14 protein-coding genes are annotated in these 22,892 nt (G+C 61.5%); 10 read left to right on the forward strand and 4 right to left on the reverse strand.

Annotated features, from left to right (window positions below; genetic code table 11):
• The 7 genes from BMW49_RS24840 to BMW49_RS20550 form a co-directional block, all read left to right on the forward strand.
• The coding region (locus tag BMW49_RS24840; RefSeq protein WP_244168385.1) for an MBG domain-containing protein at positions 1-1,534 on the forward strand (1,534 nt) is incomplete at its 5' end.
• 3 nt (positions 1,535-1,537) lie between these two features.
• Entirely contained in the window at positions 1,538-3,190 is a 1,653-nt protein-coding gene (locus BMW49_RS20525) for a ShlB/FhaC/HecB family hemolysin secretion/activation protein (RefSeq protein ID WP_090391062.1), read from the forward strand.
• A gap of 483 nt (positions 3,191-3,673) precedes the next feature.
• Positions 3,674-9,757 (forward strand): YDG domain-containing protein, encoded by a 6,084-nt coding sequence (locus BMW49_RS20530; protein WP_090391064.1) that lies wholly within the window; start codon positions 3,674-3,676, stop codon positions 9,755-9,757.
• Positions 9,758-9,760: 3 nt separating this feature from the next.
• Positions 9,761-11,413, forward strand: a complete 1,653-nt coding sequence (locus BMW49_RS20535) for a ShlB/FhaC/HecB family hemolysin secretion/activation protein (RefSeq protein WP_069520223.1) — start codon at positions 9,761-9,763, stop codon at positions 11,411-11,413.
• Between the two features lie 445 nt (positions 11,414-11,858).
• Positions 11,859-13,043 carry a ShlB/FhaC/HecB family hemolysin secretion/activation protein gene (locus BMW49_RS20540; RefSeq protein ID WP_139133839.1) on the forward strand — a complete coding sequence of 395 codons (1,185 nt, stop codon included), beginning with the start codon at positions 11,859-11,861 and terminating at the stop codon, positions 13,041-13,043.
• A gap of 268 nt (positions 13,044-13,311) precedes the next feature.
• Positions 13,312-15,150 carry a dihydroxy-acid dehydratase gene (gene ilvD, locus BMW49_RS20545; protein WP_069520228.1) on the forward strand — a complete coding sequence of 613 codons (1,839 nt, stop codon included), beginning with the start codon at positions 13,312-13,314 and terminating at the stop codon, positions 15,148-15,150.
• Positions 15,151-15,210: 60 nt separating this feature from the next.
• Entirely contained in the window at positions 15,211-15,696 is a 486-nt protein-coding gene (locus tag BMW49_RS20550; protein ID WP_090391065.1) for a metallophosphoesterase family protein, read from the forward strand.
• A 382-nt stretch (positions 15,697-16,078) separates the two neighbouring features.
• On the opposite strand, the gene BMW49_RS25220 is transcribed toward BMW49_RS20550, so the two are convergent.
• The 3 genes from BMW49_RS25220 to BMW49_RS20565 are packed head-to-tail and all read right to left on the reverse strand — an operon-like array spanning position 16,079 to position 20,225.
• Positions 16,079-18,670: a calcium-binding protein gene (locus BMW49_RS25220; protein WP_069520232.1), complete on the reverse strand. Its 2,592-nt coding sequence runs from the start codon at positions 18,668-18,670 to the stop codon at positions 16,079-16,081.
• Positions 18,667-19,491 (reverse strand): hypothetical protein, encoded by an 825-nt coding sequence (locus BMW49_RS20560; RefSeq protein WP_069520233.1) that lies wholly within the window; start codon positions 19,489-19,491, stop codon positions 18,667-18,669. Before BMW49_RS20560 ends, BMW49_RS25220 begins: the two co-directional genes overlap by 4 nt.
• A complete protein-coding gene (locus BMW49_RS20565; protein ID WP_069520236.1) occupies positions 19,488-20,225 on the reverse strand; it encodes a hypothetical protein in 738 nt (245 codons plus the stop codon). The genes BMW49_RS20560 and BMW49_RS20565 overlap by 4 nt, the downstream gene beginning before the upstream one ends.
• A gap of 373 nt (positions 20,226-20,598) precedes the next feature.
• Between BMW49_RS20565 and BMW49_RS25225 the strand changes: the two genes are divergently transcribed.
• From BMW49_RS25225 to gloA, 3 genes are all read left to right on the forward strand, one after another.
• Positions 20,599-20,769 carry a hypothetical protein gene (locus tag BMW49_RS25225; RefSeq protein WP_244168386.1) on the forward strand — a complete coding sequence of 57 codons (171 nt, stop codon included), beginning with the start codon at positions 20,599-20,601 and terminating at the stop codon, positions 20,767-20,769.
• A 6-nt stretch (positions 20,770-20,775) separates the two neighbouring features.
• On the forward strand, positions 20,776-21,330 hold the full coding sequence (locus tag BMW49_RS20570) for a helicase-related protein (RefSeq protein ID WP_069520238.1): 555 nt from the start codon (positions 20,776-20,778) through the stop codon (positions 21,328-21,330).
• Between the two features lie 163 nt (positions 21,331-21,493).
• A complete protein-coding gene (gene gloA / locus BMW49_RS20575) occupies positions 21,494-22,021 on the forward strand; it encodes a lactoylglutathione lyase (RefSeq protein ID WP_069520240.1) in 528 nt (175 codons plus the stop codon).
• 37 nt (positions 22,022-22,058) lie between these two features.
• Here gloA and BMW49_RS20580 read toward each other — a convergent pair whose 3' ends face one another.
• Positions 22,059-22,892: a hypothetical protein gene (locus tag BMW49_RS20580; protein WP_069520242.1), complete on the reverse strand. Its 834-nt coding sequence runs from the start codon at positions 22,890-22,892 to the stop codon at positions 22,059-22,061.

Below are 22,892 nucleotides of genomic sequence, written 5' to 3' on the forward strand. Positions count from 1 at the left end.
TGGCAGCGGTACCAACGCGGGCAGCTACAGCCACAGCGCCAGTGGCAGCGACGACAACTACAACCTGACCTTTGTCGATGGCAGCCTGACCATCGATAAAGCCCAAGCCACCGTCACCGCCAACAGCGGCCAGATGGTCTACAACGGCCAACAGCAGAGCATTGCCGGCTTTACCGCCAACGGCCTGGTCAACGGCGAAACCACCAGCGTACTCAGCGGCGTGAGCACCAGCGGTGGCAGCGGTACCAACGCGGGCAGCTACAGCCACAGCGCCAGTGGCAGCGACGAAAACTACGACCTGACCTTTGTCGATGGCAACCTGACCATCAACAAAGCCGCCCTGACCGTCACCGCCAATAACGCCAGCAAAACCTACAACGGCCTGGCCTTTAGCGGCGGTAATGGCGTCAGCTACAGCGGCTTCGTCAATGGCGAGGGCGCTGCCGTGCTTGGCGGCACACTCACTTACGGCGGCAGCTCCCAGGGCACGATCAATGCCGGCACTTACGGCCTGAACGTTAGCGGCCTGACCGCCAGTAACTACGACATCAGCTACAACGCCGGCAGCCTCAACGTTGCTAAGGCCCAAGCCACCGTCACCGCCAACAGCGGCCAGATGACCTACAACGGCCAACAGCAAAGCATTACCGGCTTTACCGCCAGCGGCCTGGTCAACGGGGAAACCGCAAGCGTACTCAGCGGTGTCAGCACCAGCGGTGGCAGCGGCACCAATGCGGGCAGCTACAGCCACAGCGCCAGTGGTACGGATGGCAACTACGAGCTGACCTTTGCCGATGGCAGCCTGACCATCGATAAAGCCCAAGCCACCGTCACCGCCAACAGCGGCCAGGTGATCTACAACGGCCAACAGCAGAGCGTTAGCGGCTTTACCGCCAGCGGCCTGGTCAATGGAGAAACCGCAAGCGTACTCAGCGGCGTCAGCACCAGCGGTGGCAATGGCAGCAATGCTGGCGGCTATATCCACAGCGCCACTGGCACGGATGGCAACTACGACCTGAGCTTTATCGACGGTGCACTAACCATCGACAAAGCCGACCTGACCATCACCGCCAACGACGCCAACAAGATCGCCGGACAAAGCATCGCGCTCACCGGCTACAGCGCCAGCGGCCTGCTGGGTGACGACAGCATCAGCAGCGTCAGCCTCAGCAGCTTGGGCCAGCCCACAACCGCTGCGGCCGGTAACTACGCCATCGTCGCCAGCGATGCGCTCGGTGCAGCCTTGAGCAACTACGATATCGACTACCAGAACGGCACCTTGCTGGTCAGCGCAGCGCCAATCACACCGACTACGCCTAGCAACCAACAGCCAACAGCCAACACCCCGACCTATATCAGCGTACTGGCGTCGAACGGCCAAAGCCTTTCAACCCAAGCGCCACAACAGGCCAGGCAGGAGACAGTCAGTGAACCCGAGGCTCAGAACCTGCAAATGCTGATGACCAACCCGCTCGCCGAGGTCATAAACCTGCAAGTCATCAACCAGGGCATCCGCCTGCCAGAAGGAATTTGATTTATGCGTTTCGTTTATCCACTGGCCGGTGCTGCCGTTTCCCTGTTGTCGCTGTCGGTGGCGGCGGCCACCTTGCCGGACGCTGGCCAGTCGCAACAGAACATCGATCAGCGCCCGCTGCAATTGCCGGGCAAGCAGCGCCTGGAGCTGAACCTGCCTGATGCGCCGTCGAGCGCGGCGACCGCCAGCGGGCCGAGCCTGCAAGTCAGTGGTTTTACCCTGCAAGGCAATAGCGCCATTGCCAGCGATGAGCTGTTGCCGCTGCTCAGTGATCTGCAAGGCCGCACGGTGGCGCTCGGCGAGCTGCAAGCCGCTGCCAACCGCATCACCCTGGCCTACCGCGAGCGCGGTTATCCGCTGGCGCGGGCTTACGTGCCGGCGCAGGAGATCGACGGTGGCGTGGTGCAGATTGCAGTGATGGAAGGCCGTTATGGCGAGGTCGCACTCAACAACAGCGCGCGGGTTTCTGGCGCGGCACTGGCTCCGCTCTCGGCCCTCAAAAGTGGTGATGCGGTGCGCGGCGCGGCCCTGGAACGCAGCCTGCTGCTCTTGTCCGACACGCCCGGGGTGGAGGTGAAATCCACCCTTAAACCAGGCGCATCGGTCGGCGCTACTGACCTGCTGGTGGACGTGCTGCCCGGCCCGCTGCTGTCCGGCTCGGTGGATGCCGACAACTACGGCAACCGTTTTACTGGCGAGTACCGCCTGGGCGGCACGCTCAACCTCAACAGCCCGCTGGGCCTGGGTGATCGCCTGTCGCTGCGCGCCATGGGCTCGGACGAAGACCAGCAATACGGGCGCATCGCCTACCAGTTGCCGATAGGCCCCTGGGCCACGCAGGTGGGCGTGGCCTATTCGGACATGGACTATCAACTGGCCAAGGATTTCGAGGATCTCGACGCCCATGGCAATGCGCGCATCACCAGTGTTTACGCCATCCAGCCGCTGCTGCGCAGCCGCGATTTCTCCCTGTATGCGCAACTGCAGTTCGACGATAAGCGCCTCAAGGATGACATCGACCAGTTCGACAGCAAGAGCGACAAGCGCTCGCGCGTGGTCATCGCCACCCTCAACGGCAACAGCCGCGACACCCTGCTCGGCGGCGGCGTCAACAGCTTTTCTCTCGCCTGGAGCCAGGGCAGCCTGACTATCGACGGTGCGGCGGCCAAACGTAGCGACGACCTGAGCGCCGGCACGCGCGGCCAGTTCCACAAAATCAACCCGAGCCTGGTGCGCCTGCAACGCCTGACTGAGCGTTTCAGCCTGTACGGCCAACTGCAAGGCCAGTGGGCCGACGGCAACCTGGACAGCTCGGAGAAGATCAGCCTCGGCGGTGCCTACGGTGTACGCGCTTATCCGCAAGGTGAAGCCTCCGGCGATCAAGGCTGGCTGGCCAACCTCGAACTGCGTTACGCGCTGACCGATACCTGGCAGCTCAGCACCTTCGCCGACCATGGCGAAGTGCGCCTGAACAAAGACACCTGGAGCAACGGTGAAAACCACCGCAGCCTCTCGGCAGCCGGCATCGGCGCACGCTGGGCCGCACACGGCTGGCAGATCAACACCGTAGCCGCCTGGAAGCTGGGCAACGCCGACGCGCAAAGCGACGTCGAGCGCTCGCCGCGTGTCTGGGCGCAAGTGGTGCGGTTCTTCTAAGAATCGGTTAACGATCGTTCAGGCATTAGCCTACCGTAGGGTGGACGACGCTTCACCCGTCCACCGCTGCACGATCGCCATGGTGGACAAAAAGAGCGTTGTCCACCCTACATCTGGAGTGTGGGAGCCATCACAAACAATCGCGGCAGAATCATCCAGATCGCTCCTCATGCTCCGCGTGGGGATGCCGCCATGGATGCTTTGCGTACAACGTTGAACACCGCCGAACCCAAACGGGCGCAGAGCGCTCTAGCCTGGGCTCCCCCGCTGGAGCGTGGGGCCATCAAAACCCACAATTGCGTCGCTACCCACCTGGGTATCTATTTCAAGCGATAGCCAGTTGCCAATGCTTTCACGTTCAATGATGCTTATTGGCTGAGCAAGCGGGTAAGCACTCGCCTGCGCGCCACATTGCCGGTTCACCCCTTGTCGCCCAACACATCGGCACAACCGGTCGGTCTTCATCGTTAAAGGGATTACGCCATGAACCGTACCTACGCCCTTGTCTGGAACCCAAGCCTCGCCACCTGGACCGTTGCACATGAACACGCCCGGCGGCGCGGCAAGGGCGCAGGTGCGGTACTCGCGGCAGCCCTGCTGCTGCCGGCCATGGTGTTTGCCGCCGACCTGCCAACAGGCGGCCAGGTGGCATCGGGCAGCGGCCAGATTGGTACACCCTCGAACAACCAGATGGTCATCGACCAGGCCAGCAACAAACTGGCCATCGACTGGCAGAGTTTCGATATCGCCGCCGGTAACAAGGTGACCTTCCACCAGCCTGGCCGCGATGCCATCGCGCTGAACCGCGTGCTCGGCAGCGACGGTTCGAAAATCATGGGCCAGCTCGATGCCAACGGCCGGGTATTCATCGTCAACCCCAACGGGGTGCTGTTCGGCGCTAACGCTCAGGTCAATGTCGGCGCCCTGGTGGCCTCCACGCTGGATATCAGCAACAGCGATTTTGAGGCCGGCAACTACCGCTTCAAGGGCGATGGCAGCAATGCCCGCGTTATCAACAACGGTCAAATAACCGCAGCCGACGGCGGCAGCGTCGCCCTGCTCGGCGGCACGGTGAGCAACAACGGGGTGATCGTTGCCAACCAGGGTACGGTTGCCCTGGCCGCTGGCAATGCGGTCACCCTGGATTTTGCCGGTGATGGCCTGCTTAACGTGCAGGTCGATGAGGCGGTGGTTGATGCCCTGGTGGAAAACCAGCAACTGATCAAGGCCGATGGCGGCCAGGTGCTGCTGACCGCCAACGCCGGCGACGCCCTGCTGAAAACCGTGGTCAACAACACCGGCGTGATCGAGGCGCAAACCCTCGGCGAGAAGGACGGCAAGATCGTCCTGCTCGGCAGCTTCGATGGCGGCACGGTGCAAGTGGCCGGTACCCTGGATGCCAGCGCGCCCGATGGGGGTAATGGCGGCTTTATCGACACCAGCGGCGCCCATGTCAAAGTGGCTGATGGTGCGAAAGTCACCACCAAGGCGGCGGACGGCAAGACCGGTACCTGGCTGATCGATCCGACTGATTTTACCGTCAGCGCAGGCAGTGCCATACAGACTAATAGCGGTATCGGCGCCACCACCCTCAGCAATAACCTGAACAACACCAGCGTCACCTTGCAAACCGTGGCTAGCGGCAGCGAAGACGGCGATATCAACGTCAACGCCGCCGTAACCTGGAATGCCGGCACCACGCTGACGCTGAGCGCCCATAACGACATCAATATCAACGCCGCCATCACCGCACAGAATGCTAACGGCAAAGTCGCCTTGCAGTACGGCCAGGCCAGCACTGATGGCGGCACAGCGGACTACCACATCAAGGCCCCGATCAACCTGCAAAGCGGCAACAACTTCAGCACCCGGAAAGGCTCGACCGGCAGCCTGATCAGCTACACCGTGGTCAACGATGCCAACGCACTGCAGGCTATGAGCAGCACCCTGGGCGGCAACTATGCCCTGGGCAGTGATATCGACCTGAGCAGCATCACCAACTGGACGCCCGTAGGTAGTAGTGACTCCAGTCAATTCACCGGCGAGCTGGCAGGCCTAGGCCATACCCTGAGTAATTTGACCATTGACCGCAGCAGTACCGACTATGTCGGCTTGTTCGGCTATACCAGCTACATCAGTGTGATCCGCGATATTGGCCTAGTCGATGGCAGCGTTACGGGCAACAACAGGGTCGGCGGGCTGGTCGGAGATAACTACGGCACCATCAGCAACGCCTATGCCACCGGTAGCGTTTCAGGCAGCGAACACGTCGGCGGGCTGGTCGGACACAACGACGGCACCATCAGCAACGCCTATGCCACCGGCAGCGTTACGGGCAACAACAGAGTCGGTGGGCTAGTCGGATACAACGACTACGGCACCCTCAGAAACGCCTATGCCACCGGTAGTGTTACGGGCAGCGAATACGTCGGCGGGCTGGTCGGATACAACGACAACACCATCAGCAACGCCTATGCCACCGGTAGCGTTACGGGCAGCAGCGACGTCGGCGGGCTAGTCGGAAACAATGACTACGGCACCATCAGCAACGCCTACTGGGACAGCATCAGCACCGAACAAAATAATGCACTCGGTGGTGGAAGTGGAACCGGAACTGACATAAGCAGCAACCGCTACAACCACAGCGGCTATACCGGCCTCGGTACCTGGGCTCTGGTAACCGGCACATCCAACGTTTATGCCGCCAGCGACAGCAACGGCGTGCAATGGATCATGATCGAAGGCCAGACCCGCCCCTTCCTCGCCAGCGAATACAGCACCAGCATCAGCAACGCCCATCAATTGCAACTGATGGCCTACAACCTGGGTGCCAACTACACCCTGGCAGGCGATATCGACGCCAGCGCCACCGCAGGCAGCAACCTCAGTGATATGTGGAGCACATCAGGTTTCGTGCCGGTGGGCGATAACGCCAATAAATTCGGTGGCCAAATAAATGGCAATGGCCATGTCATCACGGGGCTAACCATCGACCGCAGCGCTACGGACTACGTCGGCTTGTTCGGCTATATCGACAGCGCCAGTAGGATCAGCGATATCGGCCTGGTCGGTGGCAGCGTATCGGGTCGCAACAACGTCGGCGGACTGGTTGGACTGGTCGCATTCAACGGCGCAACCGTCAACAACGCCTTTGTCACCGCCAATGTCTCGGGCGCGGATTACGTCGGCGGGCTGGCGGGCCACAACCAGGGAACCATCAGCAACGCCTACGCCACCGGCAACGTCTCGGGCAGTAATTACCTCGGCGGGCTGGCCGGCTACAACAACCAGGGAATCATCAGCAACGCCTATGCCACCGGCGACGTCTCGAGCATCGTCGCGGGAAATAGCTACCTCGGCGGGCTGGTCGGACTCAACACCTCAGGGACCATCAGCAACGCCTATGCCATTGGCAGCGTCTCGGGAAACGCCTACGTCGGCGGGCTGGCCGGCTACAACACGGGCAACATCAGCAACGCCTATGCCATTGGCAGCGTCTCGGGAAATGGCTACGTCGGCGGGCTGGTCGGATACAACGCCCTAGGAACCATCAGCTACGCCTATACCACCGGCAGCGTCTCGGGCGGCTCTTACGTCGGCGGGCTGGCCGGCTACAACACGGGCAACATCAGCAACGCCTATGCCATTGGCAGCGTCTCGGGAAATGGCTACGTCGGCGGGCTGGTCGGCTACAACCTCGGTAGAGCCATCAGCAACGCCTATGCCACCGGCAGCGTTTCGGGTAGCAACGCCGTCGGCGGGTTGGTCGGCTACAACGATAACGGAAACATCAGCAACAGCTTCTACGCCACCACCGAAGCCGGTGGCAACGCCATTAACGACAGCGGCGCAACTGCGAATGAGTTCAGCGGAAATACTAATGGCACAGGCACAACCTGGGCCCAACTAACCCAGTCCTCGACCTTCACCGGCTGGGATATCGCCAGCACAGGCGGCTCGAGTGCCGTCTGGCGCATCTACGACGGCTACAGCGCCCCATTGCTGCGCAGCTTCCTGCAGAGCATTACGCTCACCGCCGATGCCAGCGGCGGCAGCAAGACCTATAACGGCACGGCCGCCACGGGCACCACCACCTATACCGGCAGCGACCTCGACACCAGTAAGCTCCTGGGCACCCTGGGTTATGCCAGCAATAGCAAAAACGCGGGGACTTACAGCAGCGCCGATGGATCGCTGATTCTCAGCGGCCTTTACTCGGGTCAGCAGGGCTACGACATCAGCTATGCCGACACAAGCCTGACCATCAGCAAGGCCGCCCTGGCCATCACCGGCATCAGCGCCCTCAACAAAACCTACGACGCCACCACCCATGCCAGCCTGACAGGCAGCGTCGCGGTGAATGTCCTGGGCAGCGATATCGTCTCCGTCAGCGGCACGGGTATCGGCAGCTTTGCTGACGCCAATGCCGACAGCAACAAGGCGGTGACTGTTAGCGGTTATTCGCTCACCGGGGCCGATGCCGGCAACTACAACCTGCTGCAGCCCACCGGAGTGACCGCCAGCATCAACAAGGCCGACCTGACCTTGAGCGGTAGCAAGGTCTATGACGGCAGCACCTCAGTGGCGGGCAGCACGCTGACGGCGACCGGCGTGGCCGGCCAGACCTTCACCGTCACCGGCTCAGGCGATGCCAGCAATCTGGCCAGCAAGAATGTGCAAAGCGGTTCGGCGCTCGCCAGCACCATGGGCCTGAGCCTGGGCAGCAGCAGCAATGGTGGCCTGGCCAGCAATTACAATGCGCCTGGCTTGGCCGGCAGCAGTTACACCGTAACCGCCAAGGGGATCACGCTGATAGGCATTACCGCCGCCGACAAAACCTACGACGCCACTACCACGGCCACGCTCAACACAGCGGCCCTGGGCTACTCGGGCGTGATCGGCGGCGATATTGTCGCGCTGGCAGGCAGTGGGTCCGGCAGCTTTGCGACCAAGAATGTCGGCACTAATAAAACGGTAACGGTCTCGGGCTACAGCTTGATCGGCGATGATGCGGGTAACTACGTCGTCACCCAGCCGACCGGCCTGACAGCCAGCGTCAGCAAGGCCAACCTGGCGGTGTCGGGTATCGCCGCGGTCAACAAGACCTATGATGCCACCACCGGCGCCACTCTAAGCGGCACGGCTGCGGTTAGCGCACTGGGCAGCGACATCGTATCGGTCACGGGTACCGGCGCCGGCAGCTTTGCCGACGCCAATGCCGGCGTTGGCAAAGCCGTTACCGTCACCGGCTATGCGCTGACCGGCAGCGATGCCGACAACTACAACCTGGTGCAGCCGACCGGCCTGACCGCCAGCATCAACAAGGCCGACCTGACCTTGAGTGGCAGCAAGGTCTATGACGGCAGCACTGCTGTAGCAGGCAGCACGCTGACGGCGACCGGTGTCGCCGGGCAGACGTTTACCGTCACCGGCTCAGGCGATGCCAGCAATCTGGCCAGCAAGAATGTGCAAAGCGGTACGACGCTGGGAAGCGCCACCGGCCTCACCTTGGGCAGCAGCAGCAATGGTGGCCTGAGCAGTAACTACAACCTGCTTAGCACCAGTGGCAGTAGTTACACCGTGACCGCCAAGGGGATCACGCTGACAGGCATTACCGCCGCCGACAAAACCTACGACGCCACCACTGCGGCGACGCTCAACACCGCCAATGTGGCTTACTCCGGCATGATCAATGGCGATGATCTTTCCCTGGGTGGCAGTGGGTCCGGCAGCTTTGCGACCAAGGATGTCGGCACCAATAAAACGGTGACAGTCTCGGGCTACAGCTTGAGCGGCGCCGATGCGGGTAACTACGTCGTCACCCAGCCAACCGGTCTGACCGCCACAATTAGCAAGGCCGATTTGTTGCTGACCGGCCTGACCACCGCCAATAAGATTTATGACGCTACCACCACTGCCACACTGAGCGGCACTGCCAGCCTCGCAGCGGCCCTTGGTAGTGACGTTGTTTCTCTGAATGGCACGGGCACAGGTAACTTCGCGGACACAAATGTTGGCACCAATAAAGCGGTGACAGTCAGCGGCTACACGCTAAGTGGCACCGATGCCGGAAACTACAACATCGCCCAGCCCAACGGGCTGACTGCCAGTATCGACAAAGCCGACCTGACCATCACCGCCAACGACGCCAGTAAGATCGCCGGGCAAAGCATCGCGTTAAGCGGTTACAGCGCCAGCGGCCTGGTGGGTAACGACAGCGTTACCTCCGTCAGCCTTAGCAGCCTCGGTCAGCCCACAACGGCACCTGCCGGCAGCTATGCCATCATCGCCAGCGACGCGATCGGTGCAGCCTTGAGCAACTACAACATCGACTACCAGGACGGCACCTTGCTGGTCACTGCGGCAGCAAGCGAGCCAACCACCGCAAGCAGCCAGCCCTACATCAGTGTACTGGCCTCCAACGGCCAAACCGCTTCCACCGAAGCCAAGCAGCAGACCAATGAGTCCGAAGCCTTTAACCAAAACATGCTGATTACCAACCCCCTCAATGTTGGCTTAAACCTGCAGGTCATTAGCGACGGCATCCGCCTGCCAGAAGGAATCTGATTCATGCGTTTCGTTTATTCATTGGCCGGTGCTGCCGTTTCCCTGTTGTCGCTGTCCGTGGCGGCGGCCACCCTGCCGGACGCAGGCCAGTCGCAACAGAACATCGATCAGCGCCCGCTGCAATTGCCGGGCAAGCAGCGCCTGGAGCTGAATCTGCCGGATGCGCCGTCGAGCGAGGCGACCGCCAGCGGGCCGAGCCTGCAAGTCAGTGGTTTTACCCTGCAAGGCAATAGCGCCATCGCCAGCGCGGAGCTGTTGCCGCTACTCAGTGATCTGCAAGGCCGCACGGTTGCGCTCGGCGAGCTGCAAGCCGCTGCCAACCGCATCACCCTGGCGTACCGCGAACGCGGCTACCCGCTGGCGCGGGCTTACGTGCCGGCGCAGGAGATCGACGGCGGCGTGGTGCAGATCGCGGTGATGGAAGGCCGTTATGGCGAGGTCGCACTCAACAACACGGCGGGGGTTGCGGGCGCGGCACTGGCTCCGCTCTCGGCCCTCAAGAGTGGTGATGCCGTGCGCGGCGCGGCCCTGGAACGCAGCCTGCTGCTCTTGTCCGACACGCCCGGGGTGGAGGTGAAATCCACCCTTAAACCAGGCGCATCGGTCGGCGCTACTGACCTGCTGGTGGACGTGCTGCCCGGCCCGCTGTTGTCCGGCTCGGTGGATGCCGATAACTACGGCAACCGCTTTACCGGCGAGTACCGTTTGGGCGGCACGCTCAACCTCAACAGCCCGCTGGGCCTGGGTGATCGCCTGTCGCTGCGCGCCATGGGTTCGGACGAAGACCAGCAGTACGGGCGCATCGCCTACCAGTTGCCGATAGGCCCCTGGGCCACGCAGGTGGGCGTGGCCTATTCGGACATGGATTATCAGTTGGCCAAGGATTTCGAGGATCTCGATGCCCATGGCAATGCGCGCATCACCAGTGTCTACGCGATCCAGCCGCTGGTGCGCAGCCGCGATTTCTCCCTGTATGCGCAAGTGCAGTTCGACGACAAGCGCCTTAAGGACGACATCGACCAGTTCGACAGCAAGAGCGACAAGCGCTCGCGCGTGGTCATCGCCACCCTCAACGGCAACAGTCGCGACACCTTGCTCGGCGGCGGCGTTAACAGCTTCGCCGTGGCCTGGAGCCAGGGCAGCCTGACTATCGACGGTGCGGCGGCCAAACGCAGCGACGACCTGAGCGCCGGCACGCGCGGCCAGTTCCACAAAATCAACCCGAGCCTGGTGCGCCTGCAACGCCTGAGCGAACGCTTTAGCCTGTACGGCCAACTGCAAGGCCAGTGGGCCGATAGCAATCTGGACAGCTCGGAGAAGATCAGCCTCGGCGGTGCCTACGGCGTGCGCGCTTATCCGCAAGGTGAAGCCTCCGGCGATCAAGGCTGGCTGGCCAACCTCGAACTGCGTTACGCCCTGACCGATGCCTGGCAGCTCAGCACCTTCGCCGACCATGGCGAAGTGCGCCTGAACAAAGACACCTGGAGCAACGGCGAAAACCACCGCAGCCTCTCGGCAGCCGGCATCGGCGCACGCTGGGCCGCACACGGCTGGCAGATCAACACCGTAGCCGCCTGGAAGCTGGGCAACGCCGACTCGCAAAGCGACGTCGAGCGCTCGCCGCGTGTCTGGGCGCAGGTGGTGCGGTTCTTTTAAGAACCTGTTCACGACCTTCTGCGCGCCGGCCTCGCTGAAGAGTGCTGCAAGCAGGCGGTAGCGTAGGGTGGACGACGCTTTACCCGTCCACCACTGCACGGTCGCCATGGTGGACAGAAAGAGCGCTGTCCACCCTACATCTGGCGCGTGGCAGCCATCACAATATGTCGCTCTGTGTAGGGGCGAATGGGGCGCCTAGCCTTTATTCGCGAAATCACGGCCCCATCGCGAATAAATTCGCTCCTACACGGGCCTAATCAGCGCTGCACACGTCGCGGCTAAAGCCCCTCCCACAAACCGAGGCGGCCTGTGGGAGGCGCCGGGCGGCGATCCGCTTTAGCGGCGAAGCGTGGCGGGCTGCGCCACGGCTCGGAATCACGCAGCAGGGGCTTGCACAGGAATGGCGCAAAGCCATATCGTGCCTCGCTCCAACGATCATTCCGGTATGCCTGATATGCGCCTGGCTTGCAGCCTGTTGTCCGCATTGTCTGCACTTGTGCTTCCCTGCCTCGCCAATGCGGCGGCGGTGGATCTGTTGCCCTTTCAGGAGGTTCCAGGCCTGCCATCGCGCACCAGCCTGACGCTAGGCAACACCAGCTACGACCCACCGGACGATCTGAGCGTGCTGCCGTTTATCAGTGGCGGCGTGGCGCTGGACAACTTCGGTGGCCATGACGATCAGGGCCGACTCGCCAGCGCCCTCAATTTGCATGGTCTGCTCGGCCAGAACGACCTGTTGAGCCTGCGCAGCATGGGCACGGCCGAGGCGGGCCATTATCACTGGGGCGCCTACCAGCTGGGCCTCGGCCAGTGGGACACTCGGTTGGGCGTGATCCTCTCGGACTTGTCCTACGCACTGGGCGACGAACTCGCAATACTCGCCGCCAAGGGCAAAACCCGCACAGCCAGCGCATTTATCATCCAGCCGCTCGTCCAAACCAGGGCGCTCACCCTCAAGGCCGGGCTGCAGGTCGACGACAAGCAGATGCAGGATGAAATCGGGCTGCTCGACATGCGCAGTGACAAGCGCTCTCGTGTGTTCAGCTACAGCCTCTCCGGCACTCTCCAGGATCACCTGCTGAGCGCAGCCGCGACCAGCCTTGCGCTGAGCTGGAGTAAGGGCAGCCTGAATATCGACGGCTCGCCCTACTCACTGGTTGGCAGGGCCGATGCGGGGCACTTCAGCGTGCTGCGCGCCAACTTGACGCGCTTGCAGCCACTGGGTGGGCGCTTTGCCCTGTATGTTCGAGCCCAGGGCCAGTGGAGCGATGACAACCTCGACGACTCGGAAAAGCTCTATATCGGCGGCGTATTCGGCGTGCGCTCCGCCGAGCAGGCAGCCGCATTCGGCGACCGCGGCTGGCTGGCCAGCGTCGAGCTGCGCTATGCCCTGAGCGACACCTGGCAACTGGTTGCCTTTGCCGATCACGGTGAAGCGCGGCTGAATACACCCAGCTTGAGTCACAACACCGCGCCGCGCCGCCTGTCAGGCACAGGTGCTGGCGCGAAGTGGTCAACCCAGACCTGGAGCATCAGCGCGCTGGCCGGCTGGAAGGTCGGCGAGCATGAAGCGCAGAGCGATACCAAGCACACGCCGCGTTTATGGGCGCAGCTGGCATACGCCTTCTAACTCGAATGTCGCGCCATGCCTCAAATGCCGGTGAAGACTAGGCGCCCCCTTCGCGTCGACAGATGCAGCCTTCCCTACGGCCTTTGCCCACCTGCCCTGCCGGGCGTAGAATCACCCAATTCCTCGCCAAGCATCCCCGGCGGACCCGTGAGCCCCGGCTGCACGGACGGTGATCCCGTCTCGTCATGCAGCCCCATAACCATGCGGCGACCTGCCGCCCGACGATGCTCACCGCACCCATACCCCGAATTAGTCGCAGGAAACCACCATGCCCGATTACCGCTCGAAAACCTCCACCCACGGCCGCAACATGGCCGGCGCCCGTGCCCTGTGGCGCGCCACCGGGATGAAAGACGAGGACTTCAAGAAGCCGATCATCGCCGTCGCCAACTCCTTCACCCAGTTCGTGCCCGGCCACGTGCACCTCAAGGACATGGGCCAACTGGTTGCCCGCGAGATTGAGCGCGCTGGCGGCGTGGCCAAGGAATTCAACACCATCGCCGTTGACGACGGCATCGCCATGGGCCACGACGGCATGCTCTATTCGCTGCCGAGCCGCGAGATCATCGCCGACTCCGTGGAGTACATGGTCAACGCCCACTGCGCCGACGCCATCGTCTGCATCAGTAACTGCGACAAGATCACCCCCGGCATGCTGATGGCCGCACTGCGTCTGAACATCCCGGTGGTGTTCGTCTCCGGCGGGCCGATGGAAGCCGGCAAGACCAAACTGGCCAGCCATGGCCTGGACCTGGTCGACGCCATGGTCGTGGCCGCCGACGAGTCGGCCAGTGACGAAAAAGTCGCCGAGTACGAGCGCAGCGCCTGCCCGACCTGCGGCAGTTGCTCCGGCATGTTCACCGCCAACTCGATGAACTGCCTGATGGAAGCCTTAGGCCTGGCCCTGCCCGGCAACGGCTCGACCCTGGCCACCCACGCCGACCGTGAGCAGCTGTTCCTGCGCGCCGGGCGTCTGGTGGTGGAATTGTGCCAGCGCTATTACGGCGAAGGCGATGAGTCCGTGCTGCCGCGCAACGTCGCCAACTTCAAGGCGTTCGAGAACGCCATGAGCCTGGACATCGCCATGGGTGGCTCGACCAACACCATCCTGCACCTGCTGGCCGCCGCACAAGAAGGCGAAGTGGCCTTCGACCTGCGCGATATCGACCGCCTGTCGCGCTACGTGCCGCAACTGTGCAAGGTCGCGCCGAACATCCAGAAGTACCACATGGAAGACGTCCACCGCGCCGGCGGGATCTTCTCCATCCTCGGCGAGCTGGCCCGCGGCGGCCTGCTGCACACCGACGTGAGCACCGTGCACAGCCCGAGCATGGCCGAGGCCATCGCCCAGTGGGACATCACCCAGACCCAGGACGAAGCGGTCCACCACTTCTTCAAGGCCGGTCCGGCCGGCATACCGACCCAGACTGCATTCAGCCAGGCCACCCGCTGGGAAACCTTGGACGACGACCGCGAAAACGGCTGCATCCGCAGTGTCGAGCATGCCTACTCCAAAGAGGGCGGCCTGGCCGTGCTTTACGGCAATATCGCGGTCGACGGCTGTGTGGTGAAAACCGCCGGGGTTGACGAATCGATCCATGTGTTCGAGGGTACGGCAAAGATCTTCGAAAGCCAGGACAGCGCGGTCAAAGGCATCCTCAACGACGAGGTCAAAGCCGGCGATATCGTGATCATCCGCTACGAAGGCCCGAAAGGCGGCCCGGGCATGCAGGAAATGCTGTATCCCACCAGCTACCTGAAGTCCAAAGGCCTGGGCAAGGCCTGCGCGCTGCTCACCGACGGGCGTTTTTCCGGCGGCACCTCTGGCCTGTCCATCGGCCATGCCTCGCCGGAAGCGGCCGCTGGCGGCGCCATTGGCCTGGTGCAGGACGGCGACAAAGTGTTGATCGACATTCCCAACCGCAGCATCAACCTGCTGCTGAGTGAGGAAGAACTGGCCACACGCCGCGCCGAACAGGACAAGAAGGGCTGGAAACCTGCCCAACCGCGTCCACGCAAGGTGACTACGGCGCTCAAGGCCTACGCCCTGCTCGCCACCAGCGCCGACAAAGGCGCGGTACGTGATAAGGCGATGCTCGACGGCTAAGACCGCAGCACCTCGACAGCCCGGCTCCGCCGGGCTGCTGATTTAAGGGGGGAGCACAGCATGACCGGGGCACCACCACATCGACCATTGCGCATCGGCCTGATCGCCGACACCCACGGCCTGCTAAGGTCTGCGGCCCTCGAACGCCTGCAAGGCTGCGATCACCTGATCCACGCAGGCGACGTCGGCAACCCGGACATACTCGCTGCACTGGAGCGCATCGCCCCCGTCTCCGTGGTACGTGGCAACAACGACACAGGTGACTGGGCGCAAAACCTGCCCGAGCGCCTGCTGGTGAAGATCCAGCGCATCACGCTGTATATCCTGCATGACCTCAAGACCCTCGATATCGACCCTGCTGCCCAGGGCATCAGCGCCGTGATCTCCGGCCACTCCCACGCCCCGCAGCAGTACGAACGCGACGGTGTGCTCTACCTCAACCCCGGCAGTGCCGGCCCGCGCCGGTTCAAGCTGCCCATCAGCATCGCCGAGCTGCATCTCGACAACGGCCGCCTGCAAGCCGAACTGATCGAGCTGCCGGCCTGATACCAGCGCGCCTGCCTTGCCGAGTGAGGAAGAACTAGCCACGCGCAGCGCTGAACAGGACAAACAAGCTGGAAGCCCGCCCTGCCGCGTCCGCGCAAGGTGACCACGGCGCTCAAGGTCTACGCCCTGCTCGTCACCAGCGCCGACAAGGGCGCGATGCGCAATAGGCGACGCTGGGCGACTGATAGCTCGCTAGCCCCAACCTCATTGCAAGAGCGAAGTTGGAGCCAGTGTCGCGTCGACCATGAAATGACGGCTCAATGCCATGCGGCGTACGAGGGGCTTTAGCCGCAATATTTTCAAGGTTAGCCGCGGCTAAAGCTCACAAAAAGCGACAGATTATTTGTGTCGCGCCACTAAGCAGAACAGCGGCGAGAAACCGCTAAGCTGCGTACCAAACATCAGCAAAACCAGGCGGTACCTCCCAGTCCTGTAGCAATTCGGCGTGAGCCTGCTCGAATTCGCTGATGATCACATCCATCGGTTTCTGATTGCTCGCAGCATTCGTATAGTTCGGCACGATCAGCTCACTGAAACTCAAGCCCAAGTCACCTTGCTGATAGTCGACCACATTGATTTCAGCGAATGACGTCTGCCCGTCGTCCAATAGGAAACTCGCCGATATATTCAGATCAGAACCCCATAAGCTGTAACGAATGATGAACTCAGCGCCCATGCTTTCATCCAGCAGGGGCCAAACACCGCTCAATCCTGGAGAGTAATTCATGGGGCTGGGCTGCACCGGATGCAGATAGGCGGTCTGCCCGTCTGACAACGCAATGGATTGCCCTGTGGCACCCGCTACCTGTGCTTTGAGCATCACGCCGCCTCCCAGGACGAACATACTCCCGGAATCGGCCATGGGTAAGCGGATCACCAGCCTGTCATCCGCATCGACGTCCATTAGAGTGTTCGAGCCCTGACCAACGATAAATGTGTCTGCCCCACCGCCGCCCCACAGAGCGTTCTGCCCATCTCCCGCGTCGATGATGTTGTCGAAGGCATTGCCCACTAGCACGTCATCGAACATGGTACCTACGATATTGCCCACCCCAAGCAGAGACAGCGAACCTATAACTGGTTCCTGTTCCTGTTCCTGTTCCTGTTCCTGTTCCTGTTCCCAAACGATTGTCCGATCCTGATTCATGCTCAGCGTAATACCAGCCTGGTAGTTGGAAAAATCCACGGTATTGCCATAGACGCCCTGCTCTCCAAAATCGATCTTGAGGTCCGTATCAAACTGAACCGACTGCGTCATACTTAACCAATCAGAGGCGGCCGATCCAAGCAGGCCTTCAATGGAGTAGGCGAAAAGTTGATCCTGCTCCTCCGCTGCTGCAGAGATTGGCTGGACGATGGCATAGCGCCAGGCGCCAGGCATCGACTCGTCTGGATTGCTCTCCAGTGTGATGTGCAGTCCGCTAGTGAACCCGCTGTAGCTAAGCAGATCAGCATGCTCGGAGCCCACGAGGTTGCGAACGCCCCCCACCTGTAGCGTCGCGATCCCGCTCTGCCCCTGATGTTCCTTTTGCAACCCCATGGTTAACCAACCATGTTCGGATATACCCAACTGGACGCCGCTCTGTTCTTCGGAAGTGCCCACCGCCCCAGCCGGCTGATAAGCAGAGAAATCCAGGGTATTGCCTTCATCGCCTTGCCCGGCCAGATCAACCAGAATGTCTGATCGGGAGCGAATCGGGTGCAGAACGCTCAATCGATCCGATTCCGACGAGGCTTCCAGATGCTCCACCGAATAGACGAAGGCCATTTCGCCCTCAGGGACGACAATCCTCTCTTCACCATCCACCGTCTCCTGTCGAACGATAGAATACCGCCATGGGTATAGGGCGCTGCCGCTGAGCGCCTCCAGCGTGATATTCAGTGAATGTAATACTTCACTCTGGGCATAAATCAGCTTGTCGTGGCCCGTGCCACCATCGATCAATGCGCTGCCACCGAAGTCCGCATAAGGCGGCACGTAGATGGTGTCGTCACCCTCTCCGGCATGGATGATGAAATGCTCGTCCGGAGTCGGCCAGTAATCATCAATAACATCATCCTTAAGGCTACCCACCCTGATCCCAAGATCGCTACCCAAGTAGGTCGCCGCACTGACGAAGGGCAGCAGGTCACCTGCCGTGAACGCATGTCCCCCAGGCAATGCATAGACTCGGGTGACATAGTCATGGGTGGCCTGGATCAGGTCGCTCTGATCGCTATCGAGGGTCGATGGCCACCAGGCCTGGAACTGCTGCCATAGGCTGTATTGCTCGACGGTTTCCTGGTGCGCCTGCAAAGCGGCGAACAGGTCATAACTGCCGTCAAAATGCTTGATAGTGCGCTGCAACGAATCGCCATTGCCCACCCCGATTGTGGCCGTGACCGCGTTCTCGTCCAGCAGCCACTCCTCAAAGAAGCGGTCGTAGCCGAGAAAGGGAAACAACAGCGTGCCGGCCCAGCCGGTGTAGTCGCCACCAGGATAGTGCTGCGCATTCTCGAACACCAGCCGCGCCGACTCCCCGGCATCCACCGCGCCGATGCCCTCGATGGACGGCAGCAGGCCGTCATTGCGAAGAATCCGATCGACCAGCGTCAGGCCGATGGCATTGGAGGCCTCGTTGACCTGGCCCGTCACATCGCTCGCCTCGCCGAAGCGCAGGCGGTGCTGGTTGGCCGTGTAGTTGTGGATATAGGTGGCGAATACTCCCTCGCCCCCATTGACGTCCCGCGCGCCGTCGATCCAGGTGTAGACCTTGAGGTATTCCGTGGTGTAGGCCGCCGGGTCGTCGCCCTGTCCGGGTGGCGGCATAAAGCTCAGCAGCTTGTCGTAGAGCGGTTGTGCCAGACCGGATTGGGTGGCTGTGACCTCATATTGTGCTCTCATCTCAACCAAGAGTTGCTCCAACTCCTGGCGCTGCTCAAGCGTCAGAGTGAAGCCCAGGTTGCCATATGCATAGTTCTGATGAGTGCTCATTGTCGATCCTCCTGACCCGCATTGTCGTCTTGCCACTTGTAGTCGGTCACCACCGCCTGCTCGATCTGCTCGCGCAGCATCCTGTCGAACTCGATCACCTCTTCCAATGGAATGAACTTCGTGTTGAAGCGATAGCGAAGATTGACGGTAGGCAGCACCTTGTAGTCCACATCGCAAACGGCTCCTGCCGGAATATCCGGCATGCAGTCGACGATAAAGGTCTGCCCTAAAGGCATCTCATAAGCCTTAGGATCCGCTCGATACACACCGACTTCTTTACGCCCCACGTAATCATTCTCCGGACCATCCGTCACAAGGCACCCTTGCAATCCGTTGGACAGGCTCACTCTTTTCGGGCGGCGCTCACATGCGAGCGCATAGTAATTTTCAGCACTCTGGAACCATCCAGGCCGCTCATAAGAATCCCGTCTGGCCCTACTCAGGCCGATCGACCGCAGTTGCGAGGTGGAAGGTTGCTTGCGGTCGCGCAACCAGGCGGTAATGGCGAAGTCGGTCATCACCCCCTGCTTAGCCAGTGGATGCCCCGAACAGCCCGGCGGCTGGCTGGCATCCGGCGGCGTCGGCAGCGGCCAATCGGGAAGCGGCGCGCTGGTAATGTTCAGCGTGCGCAGCGGCACGCGCAGTACGGCTTCGCCCAGGGACAGATAAGCTTTGCCCTCGGGATCCGGCTCGGGGCATTTCTCCGGCTCGAACACCACGGCGCCCACCTGGCCAGCCTGCAGACAAGCGAGCAGTATCAAGGCCCGCCAAAGAGGCCGCCTTATACGAGCTGCAACTTCGAAGCGCTGCCGAGTACTCATTTTTGATCCTCCTGATCTGCCTTGTCGTCTTGCCACTTGTAGTCGGTCACCACCGCCTGCTCGATCTGCTTGCGCAGCATCTTGTCGATCTCGATTACCTCCTCCAGGGGTATGCGCTCCGGTGTAAATCGATACACTAGGTTGACGGTGGGCAGCACCTTGTAGCCAACCTTGCAAACGGCCCCTCTTGGAATATCCGGCCAGCACTCCATAATGAAGGTCTGACCGAAGGGCATCGCATAGATATGCGGCGCCGCGCGGTAGGTACCAACTTGGTCACGATCCGGACGTTCGGGATTCTTGTCCGGCAGGCACCCCAGCAACCCATTGGCCAACGCCATATGTCGCGTTAGCCGGTCACAACTGGGATCATAGGAGTCGCTCTGGAAACGTCCATAAAAATCCCGACGTGCCCAAATCAGCCTGATCTCCCGCAGCGGCGAGGTGGAAGGTTGCTTGCGGTCGCGTAGCCAGGCGCTGAAGGAAAAGTTGATGATCAGGCTCTGCTGCGCCAGCGGGTTCCCCGAACAGCCCAACGGCTGGCTGGCATCCGGCGGCGTCGGCAGCGGCCAGTCCTGACGCGGCTTGTGAGTGATACTCAGCGTACGCAGCGGTATGCGCAGCACCGTCTCGCCCAAGGACAGATAAGCCTTGCCCTCGGGATCCGGTTCAGGGCATTTTTCCGGCTCGAATACCATGGCTCCAACCGGCATGGCCCAAAACAAGAAAAGCATCACAGCTCCTGCTCCCAAACGACTCATCCTGAGCAGCTCCCTGTAAAGCAGAAACGTAAATAATAATCATACTCATATTCTCATCTGTCAATCCTTCGCCCTATGGGCATCTCAGAGAACCTCCAAAATCTATCATCGTCTTTACAATCTGAGCCCCTCGTACCACAGGGCTCCAACCCATGCTTAGCCTATTTGCCGACCAGAAACTCGACAGCCTGGACGCCCCACTGGCAGTGCTGAACAAGCATGTCGACTTCGGCCTCATGGCCGAGAAAATCGACCGCTGGGGACCTCGCCCGAGTCGCGCGCAAAGACGGACCTCATTGCGCGTCTACTGGTCTCGCAGCAGTTGTACGACCTGCCCGACGAGCGGGTGGAGCTCCAACTACTCGATCGCATGAGCTTTCAGCGCTTTGTCGGGCTGAATAATTCAGCGCGTGTGCCGGGTCGCACCGAGATCGCCTACAAAGCTCCCTCTCCGATGCCGAAACCCATGTACACGAAGCCCTGCGCCAGCAAGCTCTACAGAGCATCAGCCAACTGACGCCGGGTGCTGGCAAACCCATGCCGGTGCTGCCCGCACAGCGGCAGCAAACTGCAGGCGTTTACCGAGATCGTCACAGAGCTTTTAGAGAACCGCCACAAAGCACCGGTGTTCAGCCAGTTCGTCGACCACCAGGCCATCGTGCGTGCCTGGCTCGACCGGCAAGACATCCACTACCAGTACCTGGATGGCGCCCCCCCGGCCAAGGAGCGGCACAAACGCGTCAACGCCTTCCAGGCTGGCGAGGGCGACATCTTCCTGATCAGCCTCAAGGGAGGCGGCAGCGGCCTCAACATCACCGCCGCCGACTACGTCATCCACCTCGCCCTCTGGCGGATCACGGCCGTGGAAGACCAAGCCAGCGATCGCGCCCGCCGCATAGGCCTGCAGCGCCCCGTGACCATCTACCAACTGGTCTCCGAAAACACCATCGAAGAGCAGATCGTCGCCCTGCATGCGCGCAAACGCGACCTGGCCGATAGTCTGCTGGAAGGCGGTGAACTGAGTGGCAAACTGGATGCCGATGCGTTGTTGCAACTGCTGCGCGCAGACTCGGCATAATCAGGTCTGCGTATTGAAGTGCCGGGGCTGCCTGCCAGGACCGCTTATCGTGCGTCGGTCCTGCAACACTGCGGAAGCGCCGGGGCGGCGCCCGCTGGTATTCTGGCACGACTTATCGAACACGTTGTCTGAAAACACTCGCTCCCATCATCAAGGATTCCCGATGACTCTCAACGAACTCAACAACCTACCCGGCGTCACCGCTCAACCCGACAGCGCGACCCACGAGTACGTGTACAACCACACCATGATCCGCGTGAAGGACCTGAGCCAATCGCTGGACTTCTACACCCGCGTACTGGGCTTCACCCTGCTGGAGAAGAAGGACTTCCCCAAGGCCGAGTTCAGCCTGTACTTCCTGGCTTTGATAAAAGATAAATCGCAGATACCAACAGACCCTATCGAACGCCACCAGTGGCGCAAGTCGATCCCTGGCCTGCTCGAACTGACCCACAACCACGGCACTGAAAACGATCCCGACTTCAGCTACCACAGCGGCAACAGCGACCCGCGCGGCTTCGGTCACCTGTGCGTAGCCGTACCGGACATCCATGCTGCCTGTGAGCGCTTCGAAGAGCTCGGCGTAACCTTTCAGAAGCGCCTGAGCGACGGCAGCATGAAAGACATCGCCTTTATCAAAGACCCGGACGGCTACTGGGTAGAGATCATCCAGTTCACCCCGGTGAGCTGACGCAATAACGCCCGGCCCTTGCAGGCCGGGCAACCGCTTAACGCAGGTCGGCGGTCAGCTCCGGCGCACCGAATGCGGCCAGGTCTGCGTTGGACTGTTGCAGGTAGACCCGCCAGAACTGCTCCAGCCGCTGCAGGGTACTACCCGAGCGGTAAGCGCCCTTGCTATCGCCGGCGACCAGCCCGGCACCATGCACATAGACCCGTGCACCGGCGAAATCGGCGAGCAGATTCTTCTGCTGCACCTTCTTTAACTCGGCCTCAGGGTCGATGTCACGAATCCGGTTGCTCTGGTAGAAACTGCCAAAATCGCTGTTCTCCAGCATGTCCGATACCAGTAGCACGACGCGCTCCTGGCTGGGGCGGCTGGCCAGGTCTTCGGCGATCTTGCGCAAACTGCCGAAGATCTCGCTACGCGCAATTTCCTCACCCGGTTTACCGAAGCTGCCCACGAACTGCTGGCCAAAGGTCTTCTGGAAGAACGCGGCCTGCTGTTGCAGGCAGGCATCGAGCTGCTTGAGGCTTTTGCTGCCAATGCTGTTGCGCACCTTGCCCTGCAAAGGCACATCGAGCAGGCCGGCAAACTGCAGCTTCATGTAATGGTTCTGCAGAAAAGCCGAAAACTGGTAGAGCCGCACGCTATCCCCCGGCCGCACGTAGCGCATGGCGTGGTCCCAGGCACTGCGTTGCAGCGCCTGGGACATCTGCACAGTCTCGTCGATAATCACCACCAGCTCGCGCCCGGAAGGTGCAGGCTGCTGCTGGCTGAGCTGCGCATAGGGGTAGCAGCCCGGAATATCGTTGCGCTCATCGGCCGCCTGGGCAGCCATTGGCAGCAACCCCACGACCAGCAAAGGAAGCAGTCGGCGCAT

This window comes from Pseudomonas cuatrocienegasensis (genome assembly GCF_900110925.1).
GTDB classification, from domain to species: Bacteria; Pseudomonadota; Gammaproteobacteria; order Pseudomonadales; family Pseudomonadaceae; genus Aquipseudomonas; species Aquipseudomonas cuatrocienegasensis.